Origin of the sequence: Kitasatospora sp. NPDC058478 (genome assembly GCF_042720345.1) — a bacterium.
In the GTDB taxonomy this organism is placed as follows: Bacteria; Actinomycetota; Actinomycetes; order Streptomycetales; family Streptomycetaceae; genus Kitasatospora.
Genome location: NZ_JBHXML010000015.1, coordinates 47469 through 66543, shown reverse-complemented (window position 1 = coordinate 66543; position 19075 = coordinate 47469). Strand labels below are relative to the sequence as shown.

The following is a 19075-nucleotide window of genomic DNA, read 5'->3' as shown; positions in this document are numbered from 1 at the left end:
GCTCTCTCCCGTTCGTCAGACTTCGTACGCGGCGTCGGGCCGGGCGCCGCCCGTGGGCGGTCCGGCCGCCGGGGCGACGGGCTCCCGGGTGGCGGCCTCCGGGGTGGCGGGATCCCGGGTGGCCGCCTCCGGGGTGGCGGCCTCCGGGGCGACGGCCGCGGCCTGCTCGGCGACGGTGCGCAGGTCGAAGAGCCGGCCGACGCGGACGGCGCCGGGCCAGCGGCCTTCGAGGCGCAGGTGGAGTTCGACGATCCGGTGCGAGTTGCCGCCGACGGCGAAGAAGTCGTCGTCCGGTCCGAAGTCGCCGTGCCCGAGGACCTCGGTCCAGTAGCGCGTCACGAGCTGCGGGGCGCCGTCCGCCCCGGCGGGCTCGTCGCGTCCGCCGGGCTCGTCGCGGCCGCAGAGACCGTCCGGCCCGCCGGGCTCGCCGGGGTCTTCGGGGTCTTCGGCGAGCAGGGCGCGCAGCGCCTGGAGGTCGGTCTTGCCGGACGGCGCGAGCGGGAAGCCGGCCACCCGGACGAAGCGCTCCGGCCGGGCCTGGCCGCCGAGCAGGGCGGTGCAGTGCGCCAGCAGTTCGGCGGTGTCCGGCACGGGGGCGGCGGGGTCGGCGGGGAGCCAGCACGCGGCCAGCGCGGTGGCGCCGTCGGGGCCGGTCACGGCGAGGACGGCGGCCTGCCGGACGGCGGGGTGGCGCTCCAGCGCCGCTTCGACGGCCTCGCGTTCGACCCGGACGCCGCGCACCTTGAGCTGCCCGTCGGCCCGGCCGCGGAACACCAGCGCCCCGGTGGGGTCGGCGGAGGCGAGGTCCCCGGTGCGGTACATCCGGGCGCCGGGGGTGGTGGCGAAGGGGTCGGGGAGGAAGCGCAGCGCAGTGTCGGCCGGGCGCCCGGCGTAGCCCTCGGCGACCTGCGGCCCGGCCACGTACAGCTCGCCGGTCCGCCCGGGGCCGACCGGGGCGAGCCGCTCGTCCAGCAGGTGGATCCGGTTGCCCGGGGTGGACCGCCCGATCGGGACGGGGTCGAGCGGCGCGGGCGTGACCGGCTGGGCGAGCACGGTGACGGTGGTCTCGGTGGCGCCGTACTCGTTGACCAGCCGGGTGCCGGGCAGGACGGCCCGGTGCCGCTCGGCCTGCGCTGCCGACAGCGCCTCCCCGCCGACGATCCACTGCCGCAGGTGGGCGTCGGCGCCGGCCAGGTGGGGCAGCACCAGCAGGTGGAACGAGGGCGGGCCGACCGCCACCTCGACCCGGTGGCGGCGGATCAGCGCGGCGGCGGCCTCCGGGTCGGGCAGGGCCCGTTCGTCGGGCAGCACCGCCGTGCCGCCGCCGCAGAGCGTGTGGAACAGCATCAGCAGCGGCGCGTCCCAGGAGAGCCGGGAGGCGGTGAAGGTGGTCGCGGCGGGGTCCTCGGCGCGGGAGGCGACCAGGTGGGCGAGCGCGCCGCGGGAGACCAGGACGGCCTTGGGCTCCCCGGTGGTCCCGGAGGTGGTGACGGCGTAGGCCGGTGCGGTCGGGGGCACCACGGCGTCCGACCGGCCAGCGGCCACCGCCGGAGCAGGGGCCGGTCCGCTCTCGGCCACCGCCGTGACGGGCTGCCCGCAGCCGGCCGTCAGCTCCCGCACGGCGGCGGGCGGGGTGGCCGGGTCGCCGTCGTCGTACACCAGGACGGCGCAGCCGCTGTCGCGCAGCAGGGCGCGCACCATCGCGGCGGGGCGATCGGGTTCCAGGACGCACCAGGCGGCGCCCAGCCGCAGCGCGGCCAGCATGCCGACGACGGTGCGCACGCCCTGGCGGCGGTGGATCAGGACGAGCCGGCCGGGGGCGGCCCCGGCAGCGGCCAGCCGATCGGCCAACGCCTTGGTTTCGACATCGAGTTGACGATACGTCAGACTCTGCTCGCCGACCACCACGGCGGTCCGGTCGGGCAGCGCGCGGACCCGTTCCCGGATCAGGTCGAGCACGTCGATGGCCGGACGGCCGGCGGTCACGGGCGGGTCCCGTAGGCGTGGAAGCCCAGCCCGGTCTTGCGGCCGAAGTGTCCGCGCCGCACCAGGTCGAGCAGCAGGTCGCAGGGCCGGAACCGTTCGTCGCCGGTGGTCTCCAGCAGGACGTCGAGGGTGTCCACGATGGTGTCGAGCCCGATCAGGTCCGCCGTGCGCAGCGGGCCCATGGCGTGGCCGAAGCACTCCTGGAAGATCAGGTCGACGGTCTCCGCGTCGGCCACGCCCTCCTGCACCCGGGCGGCCGCGTCGTTGACCATCGGCATCAGCACCCGGTTGGAGACGAAGCCCGGCGAGTCGCGGACGACGTGGGCGCGGCGGCCGACCCCGGCGAGCAGGGCGAGGGTGGTCTCCAGCGTCCGGGCGGTGGTGGCCGGGCCGCGCACCACCTCGACCGCCTCCTTGAGGTACGCGGGGTTCATGAAGTGCGTGGCGAGCACCCGGTCGGCCCGGTCGGTGTAGGAGGCGAGCCGCTCGACCGGGATCGCCGAGGTGCAGGAGGCGAACACCGCGGCGGGGGCGCAGACCCGGTCGAGCTCCCGGAGCACCTGCTCCTTGACGGCCAGCCGCTCGGAGGCGCACTCCACCACGAAGCCGGCCGCCGCCAGCCGCCCGAACTCGTCCGTCCAGTCGACCAGTTCGACGGTCTCCGCCGCCGAGGGGCGGGCCTCGCCGGGGGTCTCGGCACGAGCCCCACCGGGGGCCGGGCGGCGGCCGAGCAGCCGCGCGGCGCGCAGGCCGTCCCGCAGCCGGCCGGGGCCGGCGTCGAGGGCGGCCCGCTGCCGGTCGACCACCACCACGGGGTGCCCGGCCGCGGCGAAGACCTGGGCGACGGCGGTGCCCATCGTGCCGGCGCCGACGATCCCGACCGGGATCCGGTCGGTGCGGGCCGCCCGGGCCTCGCCTGCCTCGCGGTTCTGGGTGTCTTGCGGGTGCACGGTGTCCTTCCTGGTCACGACGGATTGCGGCCCGGTCACGGCCGGTTCCGGGCCTCGGGGGCCTCAAGGGCGGCAGGGGCGTTGGGCGCCTCGGGGGCCTCGGGAGCGGAGGGGGCCTCGGGGGTGATCAGACGCAGGTGGCCCGGCGGCGAGGGCGGCGGAGCGGCGGGCGGGTAGCCGAGCAGCAGCCGCCCCTCCCCCTCCTGGCCCACCACGGTGAACCCGGCGAACCGGAGGTTCACCAGCATCACCCGGTTGACGTCGGTGGGCACGAACTCGGCCAGCGGGCGGCGCCCTTCGGCGAGCGCCGCGCGCACGACGTGCCCGATCAGCGCCGGCCCGATGCCCCGGGACATCACCCGGCAGGACAGCAGGAGCAGCCGCAGCACCTCGGCCGGCCCGGCCGGGCCGTCGCCTTCCCGGTGCCCGGTCCGCTCGCTCAGCGCGAGGCCGATGGTGCCGTAGTCGCCGAACCGGTCGGTCAGTTCGGCGACCAGCACCCGGTGGTCGGGCGAGTCGCACAGGGCGCGCAGCTCCGTCAGGCCGTAGGTCCGGCCGGTGGTGTTGAGCTGGTGGGTGCGGACGGTGAGCTCGTGGGCGCGGGCGAGGTCGTCCGGACCGGCCTGACGGATCGTCAACTCCAGTTCCAGAGAGGCGAGGAACTCCTCGGGGGTGCCCTGGTGATCCTCCCGGGCCTGGGTGCGGAGCGCCTCGCCGCGGTAGCGCAGCCGGCGTTCGCGGGCGTCGGCGGTGACGAACTCGGGCCGGAACTCCGGCAGTTCGGCCAGCGCGGCGACCTGCTCGGCCGGGTAGCAGCGCACCACGGGGTGGGCGGCGGCCACCTCGGCGCGCTCGACCGGATCGTTGTCGACGAAGGCCACGGTGTCCAGCCCGATGCCGATGGCCTCGGCGATCCGGCGCACCGCGCCCGACTTGGGCCCCCAGCCGATCTCCAGCACGGTGAACAGCTCGTGCAGCCCGAGCCGTTCCAGGTGTGCGGTGGCGACGGCCCGGTCGCTCCGGCTGGCGACGGCGTGCAGGACGCCGCGCTCGTCCAGCGCCCGCAGGGCGGCGGTCGCGGCGGGGAACGGCACCGGATCGTCGCCCTCCAGCACGGTGCCGTCCCAGAGGGTGTCGTCGAGGTCCCAGACCAGGACCTTGACGGTCGGCTCCGCCCTACTCGGCTCCGCCCCACTCCGCTGCGGCCTGCTCTCCTCCGCCCCACTCCGCTGCGGCCCCGGCTGCGGCCCGGTCATCGGCGCACCCCCTGACGCAACAGGCGGTCGGCGATGTGCAGTTCGGCGACCTGCGGGCTGCCCTCGATGATCTCCATCACCTTGGCGTCCCGGTAGAACCGGCCGGCCCGGACGCCGGGCTCGCAGCCCGCCGAGCCGAGGATCTGGACGGCCCGGTCGGCGACCGCCTTCGCCGCCCCGGCCGCCGCGTACTTGGCGACCACGGTCTCGGTGGCGGCGCCCAGCGGCGAGCCGGCCCTGGCCTCGGCGGCCCGCTCGGCCAGCGCCCGGGCGGCCGCCGTGTCGACGGCGGAGCGGGCGAGCAGCGAGCGCACCAGCTGGTGCCCGGCCAGCGGCACGCCGCCCTGGACCCGGCGCGTGGCGTGCTCGGCGGCGTCGGCCAGGCAGGCCTCCGCCATGCCGACGCAGCCCCAGGCCACCGTGAACCGGCCGTGGTCCAGCGCCACGGCGGCGGTGTGGGTCAGGCCCAGCCCGGGCGGCGCCACCAGGTTCTCCCGGGGCACCCGCACCCGGTCGAAGGTGAGGTGGGCGATCCGCGCGGCGCGCAGGCCGAGTTGGCCGCTGACGGGCTCGCGGACGATCCCGGGCCGGTCGGCCTCCACCAGGACGGCCGTCGGGCCGGCGTCGGTGCGCCCCAGCACCAGGAACACGTCGGCGCTCTGCCCGAAGGTCACCCAGCGCTTGGCGCCGGTGACGACCAGCCGTTCGCCGTCGTCCTCGATCCGCGTGCCGACCTCGGCGAGCGCGCTGCCGGCCTCCCGTTCGGTGGCGGCGAAGCCGGCCAGGCGTTCGCCGGAGGCCAGCGCGGGCAGCCACCGCGCGCGCTGCTCCTCGCCGCCCCAGCGCAGCAGCGCCGCGGCCGTCATGCCCTGGACGGTGAGCAGCGCGCGCAGGGCGCCGCAGACGCCGCCCAGGTGCGCGACGGCCTCGCCCAGCTGGGCCGGGGTGGCGCCGGCGCCGCCGTGGCGGGCGGGCAGGTCGAGGCCGAGCAGCCCGGCGGCGGCCACCGCGCGGACGGCCTCGTCGGGCAGCGCGCCCTGCTCGTCCCAGCGGGCGGCCTCGTCGCGGACGGCGGCGGCCAGCTCGGCCGCGGCGCCGACCGCCGAAGCCCCCAGGTCGGACGGGGCGGACGGCCTGGTCTCGCTAGCCGTGGGCGGCACAGCCGGCCCCCGTCTCCTCGCCCGTGCCCAGGCCGGCCCGCTTGCGCTCGACCAGCGCGGCGATCCGCTCGGCGGTGCGGAAGGAGTCCAGGTCGAGGTCGTCCACCTCGATCCGGATGTCGAACCGCTCCTCGACGAAGACCACGAGCTCCAGCGCGAACAGCGAGTCCGCGAGCCCCAGTGCGAAGTAGTCCTCGTCCGGCGCCACCGGCCGGCGCAGTGCGACGGTCAGGAACTCCCGTATCTCGATTGCCGTGTCGGTCACGCGGTGCTCTCCCAGGGTCCGATTTCCACCAGCAGCAGGTTCCAGGCCGCCACCGGGCTGACGTTGACCAGGACGACCCGGTCGCCCTCGGCCAGCCGCCCGTTCGCCAGCGCCGTCCAGAGGTTGAGGAAGACGTCGTTCGGCCCCAGGTGGCCGTACCGGGCCAGGTTCTCCCGGCACTCCGGCAGGAGGTCGACGCCCAGCGACTCCGCCAGGAAGCGCAGTCCGCCCGCCGAGAGGTTCTGGCTGGCGTAGCCGGCGACGTCGGCGCGGTCGAGGCCGTGCCGCTTGAGCAGCCGCTCCAGGAGCGCGGTGAGCCGGTTCCTGGTCTCCACCGCGAGCCGGAAGGAGTAGCCGGGCAGGTCCCGGCACTCCTCCTGCCAGCTCTCCCAGGGGCGGTCCCGGTAGTCCACCCGGAAGAGGTCCCAGTACGCGCCGTTGGTCTCCTGGACCAGGTCGAGCACCCGCACCGGGCCGGTGCGGGCGAGCAGCAGGGCCTGCCCGGCGTCCCCGTTGACGGTGACGGGGTGCCGGTAGCGGCCGGGGGTGGCCGGGGTGGAGGCGTGGGCGACCAGGACGTGCCGGACGTCGGGGTCGGCGGCGAGCAGTCCGCGGGCGGCGAGCAGGGCCGGGCCGAGCGAGACGCAGCCGAGGCCGCCGACGCCGAAGGTGACGGCCCGGTCGGCGCCGAGCCGGGCCTGGAGCCTGGTCGCCTCGGAGCTGAGCAGGGTCTCGGGGGCCCGGGAGTCGACGACGATCAGGGCGTCCAGGTCCTGGGCGGCGAGCCCGGCGCCGGCCAGCGCGCTGCGGGCCGCCCGCTCGGCCAGCCCGGTCGGGCCGAGCTCGCGGTCGACGGCCACGGTGTCGATGCCCAGGCCGGCCAGCGTGGTTCTGCGCTCGCCGTCCAGGCCCGCCAGTTCGGGCAGCTCGCCGACCGGCACCCGCTGCTCCGGCAGGTGCCAGGCCGCCTCGCGCACCGCGAGCGGCGCGGGGGCGCCACCCGTCCTCGTCGTCACCATGCCGTGTCCTCGACTCTCCGCTGTCTGTCCGCTGTCCGTCCGGGCGTCCGGCCGTCTCTCGGTGCCGCCCCGGCCGCATTCCGGGCAAAGCCGGGGCGCGGCTCAGGCACTGCGCAGGCAGCCGTCCGCCGCCGACTCGGCGTAGGCCTCCCCCAGTTCCCGCACCGCCTCGGCGACGCCGCTGCGGGGCACCCCGGCGTACCCCACCACCAGGGCCGGCCCGGACTGCCAGGACCGGTGGTGGTACGAGCGGCCGCCGCGCACCAGCACCGAGCGGCGCAGCGCCCGGGCGACCAGCGCGGCCTCGTCCACCCGGTGCGGGAGCTGGACGTAGGCGTGCAGGCCGGCGAAGGCGCCCACGATCCTGGCCCCGGGCAGCCGGCGCCGCACGGCCTCGTGGAAGACCTCGCGGCGGGCCCGCAGCCGTTCGCGCTGGCGCCGCAGGTGCCGGTCGAGTTCGCCGCCGTCCAGCAGTTCGGCGAACGCGTGCTGGGTGAACACGTCGCAGCCGAGGTCCCGTTGGGAGCGGACCTCCTCCAGACGGCGGCGCAGCCGGGGCGGGGCGACCAGCCAGCCCAGCCGCATCCCGGAGGCCAGCGACTTGCTCGCGGTGCCCGCGTAGAGCACCCGGGAGGGGGACAGCCGTTGCAGCGCGGTGGGCCGGCGGCCGTGGTCCAGCCAGAGGTCGCCGTCGTAGTCGTCCTCGATGATCCAGCCGTCCACGTCCTCCGCCCAGCGGACCAGGGCGGCCCGCCGCTCGGCGCTGAGCACGGCGCCGGTGGGGAACTGGTGGGCGGGGGTGACCAGCACCGCGCGGGCGCCGGTGCGGGCGAGCGCGGCCACGTCGATGCCGTGCTCGTCGACCGGGACGGACGGGCAGTCCAGTCCCGACTCGACGATGAACTGGCGCTGCTGCGGGTGGCACGGGTCCTCGACGGCGAGCGCGCCGAGGCCGGTGCGGGGCAGCGTGGCGCAGACCAGGCCGAGCGTCTGGGCGAACCCGGAGACCACCATGACGTGCTCGGGGGTGGTGTGCACGCCGCGCGCCCGCCCGAGGTAGCGGGCGAGTTCGGCGCGCAGCGCCGGGACGCCGGACACCGGCGGGTACCCGAGGTCGCGCGGGCCGAGCCGGCGCGCGGCCCGCTGGTAGGCGGCCAGCCACTCGCGCTGGGGGAAGGCGGAGGCGTCGGCGCCGCCGGCCCGCAGGTCCCAGCGGATCACCGGGGCGGGGCGGGCGTCGCCGAGCAGGGTCGGCATCCGGGTGCCCCGGTCCAGGTGGGTGGCGACCCGGGTGCCCGATCCCCGGGTGGCCTCCAGGTAGCCGCCGGCGACGAGTTGCCCGTAGGCCTCGACGACGACGCTGCGGGACACCCGGAGGTCCTCGGCGAGCTGACGGCTCGACGGCAGCCGGGTGCCGGGGTGCAGCGCCCCCTCGGCGATCTCCCGCTTGATGCCGTCCCGGATCTGGGCGGTCAGCGGGAGCACGTCCTCCCGTGCCACGTCGATCAAGGTGTTCCAGGGCATGTTCGGCTCCTCCCTCCCCCGCCCACGGCGGCCCTGTTGAGCCCTGCGGACCTGTCCGGCCCGTCGGCCCTGTTCAGCCCTCCGGACCTGCGGACCTGCTCAGCCCGCCGGCCCTAGCGGGCCTCGGACAGACCGGACCGCTCGGTGTCCAGCAGCGCCCGCAGGCACGCGACCCGGACGGCCCGGCCTACGGCCGTGCCCTCCTCCTCGGCGATGCCGACCCCCCAGTAGGAGTGGGAGTCCACGACGATCTCGAAGGCGGCGGTGACCGCGTTCAGCGGTGCGCCCGCCCGCTCCACGACGAGGCCCTGGATGACGGCGTCGAGCCCGTAGCCGGCCACCGCCTCGGCGGTGGCCCCGCTCCAGCGGGTGTCGCCGGGCTCCGCCGCCAGCGGCTCCGGCTCCGGCAGGCCGGGCACGGTCTCGGTGCCCAGCGCCACGTACCGTTCGACGAAGTGCTCCCACAGCTGGTCGCCGGTGATCTCGCCGCCGATCTCCTCGCAGACCGCCTGCATCTCGGCGGCGAAGTCGATCTGGAGGCGGCGCGGCAGCTCGATGCCGTACTCGGTGCGCAGCAGGTGGGCGATGCCGCCCTTGCCGGACTGGGTGTTGATCCGGATCAGCGCCTGGTAGTCGCGGCCGATGTCGCGCGGGTCGATCGGCAGGTACGGCACGTCCCAGACCTCCTGCCCGGACTCCTCGCGGGCGCGCAGGCCCTTGGCGATGGCGTCCTGGTGGGAGCCGGCGAAGGAGGTGTAGACGAAGTCGCCGGCCCACGGGTGGCGGGCGGGGACGGGCATCTGGTTGCAGCTCTCGACGATGCGGCGGATGCCGTCGATGTCGCTCAGGTCCAGCATCGGGTCGACGCCCTGGGAGAACAGGTTCATGGCCAGGGTGACCAGACAGACGTTGCCGGAGCGCTCGCCGTTGCCGAACAGGGTGCCCTCGACCCGGTCGGCCCCGGCGAGGACGGCGAGTTCGGCGGCGGCGACGCCGCTGCCGCGGTCGTTGTGCGGGTGCACGCTGAGGATGGTGCGCTCGCGGTGGAGCAGGTTGCGGTGGGTGTACTCGATCCGGTCGGCGAACTCCTGCGGCGGGAACACCTCGACGGTGGAGGGCAGGTTGATCCGCAGCGTGTGCGCGGCCCGCGGGGCCCAGAAGTCGAGGACGGCGTTGCAGAGTTCGAGCGCGTAGTCCGGCTCGGTCTGGGTGTAGGACTCCGGCGCGTACTGGAGGTAGATCTCCGTGCCGGGGATCGAGTCCTGGAGTTTGAGGGCCTGTTCGGCCCCGTCGAGCGCCATGGCGGTGGTCTGCCGGCGGTCCTTGCGGAAGACCAGGCGGCGCTGGACCTCCGAGGTCGGGTTGAAGATCTGGAGGACGGCGCGGGGCACGCCCTCCAGGGCCTTGACGGTGCGTTCGATGAAGTCGCCGCGGATCGGCGTCATGACCTGGACGACGACGTCGTCCGGGATCGCGCCGGTGTCGACGAGGTGGCGGAGGAAGGCGTGGTCGTCCTGCGAGGAGGTGGGGAAGCCGACCTCGATCTCCTTGAACCCCATGGCGACCAGCAGGTCGAACATCCGCCGCTTGCGGGTGATGTCCATGGGGTCGGTCAGGGCCTGGTTGCCGTCCCGCAGGTCGACGCTGCACCACAGCGGGGCCTGTTCCGCGCGGCGGCCCGGCCAGCCGCGGTCGGGCAGCCCGACCGCCTGGTACGGCTGGTACTTCCGGACCGGCATCGCGCTGTGGCGCTGGATGCCCTGGTCGCGGGCGGGTGTGCCCTGCGGCGTGTCCGCGTCGGTGGGTTGAGCGGTCATCTCTCCTCCACAACGGTGGTCTGGGCGTCTTGTGGGGACGCTCTGCTAGCTCTGCTAGGCGGGCCAGGAGCTGAACTGTCTCCTCCCGTAGAGCAGCGGCGACGCGTCGCTGAGCTCGGTGATCCGGATGACCTCGCCGAAGACCATCCGCTGGCCGCCGACGGGGACCAGCTGGCTGACCCGGCAGTCGGCCACCGCGTGGGCGTCGTGGACGAGGTGGGGTCCGCCCGCGCCGGGGGGCAGCCGCCAGGTGGTGGCGTCGAACCGGTCCGGGTCGCCGGAGGCGAACAGTTCGGCGGTGCCGCGGCCCTCGGCGTGCAGCAGGTTCACCGCGAACTGGCCGCTGCGCAGCACGGCCTTCAGGGTCGGGCTCTCCGCCCGCATGCCGACCAGCAGGGTGGGCGGTTCGACGGTGACGCTGCACAGGGCGGAGCAGGTCATGCCCCAGGGCCGGCCGGCGTCGTCCAGCGAGGTGACGATGGCGACGCCGCTCGGGAAGCCGGACATGAAGGTCCGGAAGTCGGAGGGGGTTGAGGTGACGAGTTCCACGTGATTCACCGCTCGACTGGGTAGGGGACCGGCTCCGCGGTCCGGGGCGCGTCCACGCTCGCCGTGCGCCGGTCGATGACCCACAGCAGCGGGCCGCTGAGCACCGTCGTGAACAGGGCCATCACGACGAGGGCGAGGAAGAGCGCCGGGGTGAGGATCCCGGCCTGGTAACCCGTCTGGAGGACGGCGAGCTCGGTCAGGCCGCGGGCGTTGAGGAACACCGCGATCCGCATGCTCTCCACCGGGGGCCGGCCGGCCGCCCGGGCGCCGTAGTAGCTGCCGACCAGCTTGCCGAAGATCGCGAGCACCACGGACAGGACGACGGCCTGCCAGGAGAACACGCTGAGCGGCGCCGAGGCGAGGCCCATGCCGGTCACCGTGAACAGCAGCGGCAGCACGATCCGGCCCCAGCCGCCGACGGTGTGGGCGGCCCTGGTCCAGGGGCCCGCGCCGTCGTCGCCCGGCAGCGCCAGGGCGACCAGGACGGCGCCGAGCACATCGGTGAGGCCGAGCCGCGAGGTGGTCAGCGCCGCGGCCACGGCCGCGGCGGCGGTCAGCCCGATCGGCACCGCCACCGGGATCCGCTCGGCCCAGGCCCGGGGCCCGGGCAGGGCCCCGGCCCGGCGGATCAGCCAGGCGCCCAGCAGGCCGACGACGAACACCAGGTACGGGGTGATCTTCCCGCCGCCGTGCGCCAGGCCGACCGCGATCGCCAGCAGCGACCAGGTGACGGCGTCGATGGAGACCGCGACCGCCATGCAGAGCCGGCCGATCGCGGTGTTGAGCATGCCGCGGTCGTCCAGGATGCCGGCCAGCACCGGGACGGCGGTGACCGCCAGCGCGATCGCCAGCATCAGGACCAGCACCCCGGCCGGGGCGCCGCCGCGCAGCGCCGGGGAGCCGTCGGCCAGCACCCACGCGGCGAACGCGACGCCGCAGCCGAGCGGCAGCAGCAGCGAGCCCACGGCGGTCAGTGCGATGCTGCGCCCGCCCAGCCGGCTGCCGCCGGCCCGGATCTCGTGGACGGCGCCCACCAGGAAGAGCGCGAGGCCGAGGTGGCCCGCCTTCTCCAGGACGGCCCCGCCGTCCATGGTGGCCGGCTTCCAGTGCCACTGGCTCGCCAGCAGCGCCCCGAGCAGGAGGCAGGCCATGATCTCGCCGACGATCTCCGGCTGCCGCAGCAGCTTCGCCAGCCGGCGTCCGAGCAGTGCCACGGGGACGAGCAGAGCGAGCGTCACCGCGGCCGGTACGTACGGAAGACTGTCCATGGTGCCTCCTTTCTCGGGGCGCCGAAGGGGTCAGTGCATCTGGGCGAGGTACTCGTACTGGCTGGGCAGGCGCTTCAGGAGCTCGGCGGACTGGTCGCTCAGCAGCTGGAACTCCTTCTCCGCGCGGCTGCCGTCCTGCAGGGCGAGTGCGGGCGGGGCCTTGAGCTCGATGCCGCCGAGGCCGAGCAGCATGGCCAGGTAGGAGTAGGACTCGAACCCGTGGAAGTGCGGGAAGATGGTGGCCTCCGTCGGAGGCTTGGCCTTCCACAGCTCGATCCGCTCGGCCAGGCCGTCGGGCATCACCCGGGTCTTGGCGTCCCGCCAGTAGGCGTTGTCCTCGCGGGCCGCGGCCTTGTAGTGCAGGACGAGGAACTCCCGTACGCCGTCGATGGTGTTGCCGACGATGCGGTTGTAGGAGCGGCGCAGCCCCGGGTCCCAGTTGGCGTCCGGGAAGTGCTTGACCAGTTCCTCGATGCCCTGCTGGATGAAGAAGATGCCGGTCGACTCCAGGGGCTCGACGAAGCCGCTGGACAGGCCGATGGCGACGCAGTTGTTGACCCAGGCGTTGCGGGTGCGGCCGATCCGCATCCTGATGTGGTTGGCCTCCAGGCCCTCCGACTCCGGGCCGACCTTGGCCCGCAGCGTGGCCTCGGCCTCCTCGGGCGTCGCGTACTCGTCGGAGTAGACGTAGCCGGTGCCGATGCGGCCGAACAGCGGGATGGTCCAGATCCAGCCGGCGTCCGAGGCGGTGGCGGTGGTGCAGGGGCGCAGGCCGCGCTTCTCCATGTCGACCGGGACGCGCAGCGCCACCGCGCGGTTGTTGGGCAGGGTGTCCTGGAAGGAGTTGAACGGCTCCTCCAGGGTCTGGTTGATCAGCAGGCCGCGGAAGCCGGTGCAGTCGATGAAGAGGTCGCCCTCGATCAGGCCGTGCTCCTTGGTGCGCACGCCGCTGATCCAGCCGCGGTCGTCCTGGACGACCTCGACGACGTCGTCCTCGATGTGCTTGGCGCCGCGCTCGGTGGCGTACCCGGAGAGGAAGTCGGCGAGCAGCGAGGCGTCGAACTGGTAGGCGTACGGGAACTGGGTGTCCTGCTCCGTGAGGGTGTCGCGCTCGGTCGTGTTGCCGCCCTCCTTGAAGTCCTGCTCGAAGAGGGTGCCGTCGAGGTAGCGCGGGGACTTCTCGGCGTCGCAGATCGCGGCCATCAGGAACACGTCCTGGTCGAAGCGGTCGCCGGAGCGGCTGTTCAGCCACCAGTCGGTGAGCGGCAGGCCGTCGACGACCCGGAGGCGCTCGAAGGGGTGGTAGAAGTAGTGGCCCTTGCGCCGCCAGTTCTCGAATCGGATGCCCAGCTTGTAGGTGGCATTGCACTTGGGCATCCAGACGTGCTCCGGCAGGCCCAGGTAGTTGAAGAAATGCCGGACGGTGCTGAAGGTCGCCTCGCCGACCCCGATGGACTTGATTCGCTTGGATTCCACCAGCGTGACGGAAATGCGATCGCCGAATGCGGCGCGCAGGTACGAGGCGGTCATCCAACCGGATGTCCCACCACCGACGATGACGACGTTGCCCAGCATTCCTGACCCTCTCAGCCGGTCGTTCAACCCGGAGCCCCGGGCTGTCCCATGGCTCGAAATCCTGCGGCAGCGGAGCCTCCGGAAAACAGGCTTTTAAGCCTCAGCGGAAACACGCACTCCAGCGCGTCCCGGCCTTCGCCGGGTGTTTTCCGGCATGCCGAACAGATGACACCCGATGGTTGGGGGTGCCATCTGTTCGGCGGAACTCGCCGGAATTCGGCGGGGGTTCGGCAGTGGCTGAGCCTGACCGGCAGGGCCGGCTCAGCCACCGTCCAGCAGGTAGTCGTGCAGCAGGGAGATGACCCGGGCCCGCTGCGCGGTCAGGTAGAAGTGCCCGCCGGGCAGCACGTGGAACGCGAACTCCTTGCCGGCCAGCGCCTCCCAGCCGCGGGCCCGCTCGACGCTCACCGTGACGTCGGAGTCCCCGGTGAGCACCACGACCCCGCAGTCCACCGGGCGCAGCGCGGTGGGCCGGTAGGAGTCGATCAGCAGGTAGTCGTTGCGCAGGATCGGCAGCACCATCTCCCGGATGTCCGGGTCGTCGAAGATCGACATCTGGGTCCCGCCGTGGCCCGCGACCGTGGCGAGGAGCTCGTCGTCGCCGCGGGGCAGGGCCGGCGCCCGCCCGGCCGGTCCGTCGCCGGAGCCGGCCGGCGCCTGCGGCGGCGGGTAGCCGGAGAGCACCAGCCGGGCCACCGGCAGGCCCTGCGCGTGCAGGGACTGCACGGTCTCGTACGCGAGCAGCGCGCCCATGCTGTGGCCGAAGACGACCGTCTCGACACCGGGGCGGTCGGTCTCCAGCAGCGCCTGCGTCAGCTGGGCGACCAGGGTCGCGGCGTCCTGGACGAAGGGGTCCTCGATCCGCTCCTCCCGCCCCGGGTACTGGACGAGCTGGAGTTCGACGGCCGCCGAGAGGTGGTTGGCCCAGGGCCGGTAGAAGCCCGCGCTGCCGCCGGCGTGCGGCAGGCAGACCAGCCGCCGGGTCGCCTCCGGGCGCGGCCGGGGGATCACCAGCCAGGGTTGGTCGTCGTTCAAACGGTCACTTCCTTCCGTCGGCCCCGCGGGGCCGTGTCCGTACCGGCCCGGCCGGTCATCCGCAGGCCCGGACGATCTCGCGCAGGGCCTCGTGCATGCGCTGGAGCAGGGCGGTGGCCGCCGCCTCGTCGAACCGGCCGCCCGCGTACACGCAGGACAGCTCCATCCGGCCGCCCTCGACCGCGGCGGCGACGTCCAGCTCGTAGGTGCGGGTCTCGCCCGGCTCGTGGTCGCCGCCGCCGTGGTCCAGGTGGCGCAGGATCAGCCGGTCCCCCTCGGGCAGCTGGTTGTCCCACTGGCCGAGGTAGTTGAAGCCGATCCGGGCCTTGGGCGCGGGGACCAGCAGGTCCTCCCGGGCCTCGGTGGCCGCCGCCAGCCGCAGGACGCCGTGGCCGATGCCGCGGCGCGGGACGGCCCGCAGCCGGCGCTTGGCCACCCGGACGGCGGCGGTCGGCGCCAGCTCCGCGGGCACGTCGAGCAGCACCGGGTAGATCGTGGTGAACCAGCCGACGGTGCGGGACAGGTCGACGCCGTCCAGGATCTCCTCGCGGCCGTGCCCCTCCAGGTCGATCACGGTGCCGCCGTCGCCGGCGTGGCCCTGGGCGGCGAGCGCCTGGGCGAGGGCGGTCAGCAGCACCTCGTGGACCTGCGCGCGCAGCACGCCGGGCACCCGGCGCAGCAGCGCCTCCGTCTCGTCCCCGGTCAGGGTGTGCCGCGCGGTGCGGCGGTCGCCGAACAGGCCGGTGTCCAGGGGCTCCCCGGCGGGCTCGGGCAGCGACCGCCAGTGCGCCAGCTCGTCGTCGAAGCCGCCGGTCAGGGCGTGCTCGCGCAGTCGGCGGGACCACTGGCCGAAGGAGGTGGAGCGCGGGGCGGGCCTGGCGGGGCGGCCGGCCGCCAGGTCGGCGTAGGCGGAGCGCAGGTCGTCGAGCAGGATGCGCCAGGAGACGCCGTCGACCACCAGGTGGTGCGCGGTGAGGAACAGCCGGGCCGGGCGGTCCGGCCCGAGGTCGGCCAGGACGGCGCGCAGCAGCGGCCCGTCGGCCAGCCGCAGGCCGCTCTGGGCCTGCCGGAACGCCTCGGTGGCGCGCTCCTCGGCGTCCGGCGCCCCGGCGAGGTCGAGCCGCTGGAAGTCCCAGCAGCCGTCGGCCTCGGCCGCCACCTCCTGGGACCAGGCGCCCTCGGCGTCGCGGGTGTAGCGGGCGCGCAGCATGTCGTGCTGCCTGACCAGCGCGGCCAGGGCGGCGCGCAGGGCCTCGGTGTCGGTGCCCGGGACGAGTTCGAACAGCAGCGACTGGTTGAAGTGGCCCGGGTTGACGGTGTGGTGCTCGAAGAACCACTGCTGCACGGCAGTCAGCGGCACGGGCCCGGTGGCGTACGGGTCCTCCTCGGCCGGCCCGCTCTCCCCCGTCCCGGCGGCCTTGGCGAGCGCGGCGACGGTCTTGTGCTGGAAGAGGTCCCGGGCGGTGAAGTGCAGGCCCTCCTGGCGGGCCCGGGCGACCACCTGGGTGGAGAGGATGGAGTCGCCGCCGAGCAGGAAGAAGTCGTCCTCGGCGCCCACGTCCTCGATGCCCAGCACCGAGCGGAACACCTCGGCCAGCGCCGTCTCCACCGGGCCCTTCGGCGGGGTGGAGACCCTGGTCAGGGCCTCCCGGGCGTCCGGCAGGGCGTCCCGGTCGACCTTGCCGTTGGTGGTGAGCGGCATCGCGTCCATCGGGATCAGCGCGGCCGGCACCATGAAGGCGGGCAGTTCCTCGGTCAGGGCCTCGCGGACCTCGCGGACCGCCTCGCCCCGGTCGCGGCCGGGCGCGGCGACCAGGTAGCCGACGAGCTGCTTGCCGCGGTCGCTCTCACGGACCACCACGGCGGCCTGGTCGACCGCGGGGTGGCGCTGCATGGCCGACTCGATCTCGCCGGGCTCGACCCGGAAGCCGCGGATCTTGACCTGGTCGTCGGCCCGGCCGCGGAAGTCGATCCGCCCGTCGGGCAGCCAGGCGCCGAGGTCGCCGGTGCGGTAGAGCCGGGCCCCGGGGTCGTCCGCGAAGGGGTGCGGGACGAACCGCTGCTCGGTCAGCTCCGGGCGTCCCAGGTAGCCCTGGGCGACGCCGCGGCCGCCGAGGTGGATCTCGCCGGTGACGGCGGGCGGCACCGGGTTGCCGTGCGGGTCCAGCAGGTAGACCTCGGTGTTGGGCAGCGGCCGGCCGATCGACAGCCGGCTGCCGGCCTCCTCGTCCTGGACCTCGAACATGGTGGCGCCGACGGTGTTCTCGGTCGGGCCGTAGCCGTTGATGAAGCGGTGGACCCGCGACCACTTGCGGGCCAGGCCGACCGGGCACCGGTCGCCGACGGCGAGCACCACCGAGCCGGCGGGCAGCGCCTCGGGCTCGACCGCCGCGAGGGCCGCGGGCGGCAGCGCGAGGACGGTGGGCCGGCCTCCCGCCATGGCGCGCAGCTGCTCGCTGCCCAGCGCCTCGGACTCGTTCGCCGGGAGGGCGAGCGCCGCGCCGGAGACGAGGGCGAGGAAGGTCTCCCAGACCGCGCCGTCGAAGCTGGGCGAGGAGAGCTGGGTCACCGTGTTCTCGGGGCCGGTGCCGACGATCAGCCGGGAGGCGTTGACGACGTTGGTCAGGCCGCCGTGGCCCAGCAGCACGCCCTTGGGCGTCCCGGTGGAGCCGGAGGTGTAGACGATGTAGGCGAGCGCGTCCGGCCCCACCCGGTCGCCCTCGGGCACCGGGCCGGTGTGCGCGTCGAGCTGCGGGCGCAGGTCCTCCAGGATCAGCGGCTCGGCGGCGGACTCGCCCGCGTCGGCGGCCAGCGCGCGTTCGGTGAAGACGAACCGGGCGCCGGTCTCGGCCAGCATCAGCTCCCGGCGGGCGGCCGGGAAGCGCGGGTTCAGCGGCAGGAAGGCGGCGCCGGCCTTGAGCACCGCGAGGGTGGCGGCCACCTGGTCGGGGCCGCGCTCGCAGCAGACGCCGACGACGTCGCCGGGGCGGGTGCCGCGGGAGCGCAGCAGCTCGGCCAACAGCCCGGCCCGGCGGTCGAGTTCGGCGTAGCTGAGGCGCTCGTCGCCGCGCACCACCGCGAGGCCGTCGGGGCGTTCGGCGGCCCGCTTGGCCACCAGCAGGTGCACCGGGTCCTGTTCGGGGAAGGCCACCGGGTTGCGGGCCCAGTCCACGGTGAGCCGGTTGTGCTGCTTCGGGTCGAGCAGGTCGAGCCGGCCCAGCTCCTGGTCGGGGTCGGCGGCGATCGAGCCGAGCAGGGTGGTCAGGTGGCCGGCGAAGCGGCGCACCGTGGCCTCGTCGTACAGGTCGGTGCTGTACTCCAGGGCGGACCAGAGGCTGCCGTCGGGGCGCTCCTCGAAGGCCACCACGAGGTCGAAGCCGGTGCTCGCCTGCGGCAGGGCGAGCTGCTCCATGGTCAGCCCGGGCAGGTCGAGGGTCGCCTCGGGGGCGTTCTGCAGGACGATGAGCACCTGGGCGAGCGGCATCCGGCTGGGGTCGCGCTCGGGCTGGACGGCGTCCACCACCCGCTCGAACGGGACCTCCGCGTGGTCGAAGCCGGCCAGCACGGTGTCGCGGACCTGGCCCAGGAAGTCCCGGAAGCCCAGGCCCGGCCCGGTCCGGGCGCGCAGCACCAGGGTGTTGAGGAACAGGCCGACCAGGTCGGCGAGTTCGGGCTCGTCGCGGCCGGCCACCGGGGTGCCGATCGCGACGTCCTCCTGCCGGGAGAGCCGGGCCAGCAGCAGCTGGGTGGCCGCGGTGAGCGTCATGAACAGCGTCGCCGCGGCGGACTCGGTGAGCTCGCGCAGCCCGGCGACGGTCTCCGCCGGGACGCTGAACTCGTGGAAGGCGCCCGCCCCGGTGGGCACGGCGGGGCGCTGCCGGTCGGTCGGCAGCTCCAGCACGGGGACGCCGTCGAGCTGCTCGCGCCAGTAGTCGAGCTGCTCGTCGAGCCGCCCGCCGGAGGCCCGCTCGCGCTGCCACACCGAGTAGTCCGCGTACTGCGGCCCCGTCGCGGGCAGGTCGGGTTCGCGCCCCTGGAGCGCGGCCGCGTAGTACTGGCCCAGCTCGCGGGTGACGATCGACAGCGACCAGCCGTCGTGCGCGATGTGGTGGATGCTCAGGACGAGCACGTGCTCGCGGTCGGAGAGCCGGACGAGGAGGGTCCGCAGCACCGGGCCGGTGCGCAGGTCGAAGGGCCGGCCGGCCTCCTCGCGGACCAGTCGCAGCAGTTCCTCCTCCCGCTCCTCGGGCGTCCCGCCGCCGGCCTCCACGACCGGCAGCGGGATGTCCACGCTCGGGTGCGGGACCTGCACCGGGACGCCGTCCACCTGGTCGTAGGTGGTGCGCAGCGCCTCGTGCCGGTCGACGACGGCGGCCAGCGCGCCCTGCAGCGCGGCGCGGTCGAGGTCGCCGCGCAGCCGCAGCGCGAAGGAGGAGTTGTAGCCGACCGACTCCGGGTCGAACTCGTACAGGAACCACATCCGCTGCTGGGCGAAGGACATCGGCAGCGGGCGGTCGCGGTCGGCGGGGCGCAGCGCGGTGCTCGCGGCGGCCTCGGGGGCGGGCGTCTCGGCGCCCGCCAGGCGGTCCCGCAGCAGGGCCCGCAGGTGCTCGGGCAGGGCCGCTATGCGGTCCTCGCGGGACGTGGACGTCTGGGTTTCACTCATGTCGG

At 74.9% G+C, this 19075-nt stretch carries 13 protein-coding genes; all 13 read right to left on the bottom strand.

Annotation, left to right across the window (positions count from 1 at the left end):
• Positions 1 to 15 precede the first annotated feature (15 nt).
• Complete coding sequence (locus ACFWPT_RS11065) at positions 16 to 1986, bottom strand: non-ribosomal peptide synthetase (RefSeq protein WP_380373357.1); 1971 nt, start codon at positions 1984 to 1986, stop codon at positions 16 to 18.
• Positions 1983 to 2843 (bottom strand): 3-hydroxyacyl-CoA dehydrogenase family protein, encoded by an 861-nt coding sequence (locus ACFWPT_RS11060; RefSeq protein WP_380373372.1) that lies wholly within the window; start codon positions 2841 to 2843, stop codon positions 1983 to 1985. Before ACFWPT_RS11060 ends, ACFWPT_RS11065 begins: the two co-directional genes overlap by 4 nt.
• A gap of 128 nt (positions 2844 to 2971) precedes the next feature.
• Complete coding sequence (locus tag ACFWPT_RS11055) at positions 2972 to 4192, bottom strand: HAD-IIIC family phosphatase (protein ID WP_380373355.1); 1221 nt, start codon at positions 4190 to 4192, stop codon at positions 2972 to 2974.
• Complete coding sequence (locus ACFWPT_RS11050; protein WP_380481184.1) at positions 4189 to 5352, bottom strand: acyl-CoA dehydrogenase family protein; 1164 nt, start codon at positions 5350 to 5352, stop codon at positions 4189 to 4191. Before ACFWPT_RS11050 ends, ACFWPT_RS11055 begins: the two co-directional genes overlap by 4 nt.
• A complete protein-coding gene (locus tag ACFWPT_RS11045; protein ID WP_079135959.1) occupies positions 5336 to 5617 on the bottom strand; it encodes a phosphopantetheine-binding protein in 282 nt (93 codons plus the stop codon). The genes ACFWPT_RS11050 and ACFWPT_RS11045 overlap by 17 nt, the downstream gene beginning before the upstream one ends.
• Entirely contained in the window at positions 5614 to 6636 is a 1023-nt protein-coding gene (locus tag ACFWPT_RS11040) for a 3-oxoacyl-ACP synthase (protein WP_380481182.1), read from the bottom strand. Before ACFWPT_RS11040 ends, ACFWPT_RS11045 begins: the two co-directional genes overlap by 4 nt.
• Before the next feature lie 102 nt (positions 6637 to 6738).
• Entirely contained in the window at positions 6739 to 8160 is a 1422-nt protein-coding gene (locus tag ACFWPT_RS11035; RefSeq protein WP_350880968.1) for a PLP-dependent aminotransferase family protein, read from the bottom strand.
• 113 nt (positions 8161 to 8273) lie between these two features.
• The gene (locus tag ACFWPT_RS11030) at positions 8274 to 9977 is read right to left on the bottom strand and encodes a 2-isopropylmalate synthase (protein ID WP_380481179.1); all 1704 of its coding nucleotides are present in this window, start codon (positions 9975 to 9977) and stop codon (positions 8274 to 8276) included.
• Positions 9978 to 10031: 54 nt separating this feature from the next.
• On the bottom strand, positions 10032 to 10535 hold the full coding sequence (locus ACFWPT_RS11025; protein WP_380434202.1) for a flavin reductase family protein: 504 nt from the start codon (positions 10533 to 10535) through the stop codon (positions 10032 to 10034).
• On the bottom strand, positions 10532 to 11794 hold the full coding sequence (locus tag ACFWPT_RS11020) for a cation:proton antiporter (RefSeq protein ID WP_380481177.1): 1263 nt from the start codon (positions 11792 to 11794) through the stop codon (positions 10532 to 10534). Before ACFWPT_RS11020 ends, ACFWPT_RS11025 begins: the two co-directional genes overlap by 4 nt.
• 30 nt (positions 11795 to 11824) lie before the next feature.
• Entirely contained in the window at positions 11825 to 13369 is a 1545-nt protein-coding gene (locus ACFWPT_RS11015; RefSeq protein ID WP_079135958.1) for a tryptophan halogenase family protein, read from the bottom strand.
• Between the two features lie 261 nt (positions 13370 to 13630).
• Entirely contained in the window at positions 13631 to 14404 is a 774-nt protein-coding gene (locus tag ACFWPT_RS11010; protein WP_363375474.1) for an alpha/beta fold hydrolase, read from the bottom strand.
• A 55-nt stretch (positions 14405 to 14459) separates the two neighbouring features.
• Positions 14460 to 19070, bottom strand: a complete 4611-nt coding sequence (locus tag ACFWPT_RS11005) for an amino acid adenylation domain-containing protein (protein ID WP_380481173.1) — start codon at positions 19068 to 19070, stop codon at positions 14460 to 14462.
• Positions 19071 to 19075: the final 5 nt, after the last annotated feature.

Bases quoted from the DNA above. Each gene is read 5' to 3' on its own strand.
- ACFWPT_RS11060 (WP_380373372.1), bottom strand. From the start codon at position 2,843: ATGGGCACCGCCGTCGCCCAGGTCTTCGCCGCGGCCGGGCACCCCGTG.
- ACFWPT_RS11055 (WP_380373355.1), bottom strand. From the start codon at position 4,192: ATGACCGGGCCGCAGCCGGGGCCGCAGCGGAGTGGGGCGGAGGAGAGC.
- ACFWPT_RS11040 (WP_380481182.1), bottom strand. From the start codon at position 6,636: ATGGTGACGACGAGGACGGGTGGCGCCCCCGCGCCGCTCGCGGTGCGC.
- ACFWPT_RS11035 (WP_350880968.1), bottom strand. From the start codon at position 8,160: ATGCCCTGGAACACCTTGATCGACGTGGCACGGGAGGACGTGCTCCCG.
- ACFWPT_RS11030 (WP_380481179.1), bottom strand. From the start codon at position 9,977: ATGACCGCTCAACCCACCGACGCGGACACGCCGCAGGGCACACCCGCC.
- ACFWPT_RS11020 (WP_380481177.1), bottom strand. From the start codon at position 11,794: ATGGACAGTCTTCCGTACGTACCGGCCGCGGTGACGCTCGCTCTGCTC.
- ACFWPT_RS11015 (WP_079135958.1), bottom strand. From the start codon at position 13,369: ATGCTGGGCAACGTCGTCATCGTCGGTGGTGGGACATCCGGTTGGATG.
- ACFWPT_RS11005 (WP_380481173.1), bottom strand. From the start codon at position 19,070: ATGAGTGAAACCCAGACGTCCACGTCCCGCGAGGACCGCATAGCGGCC.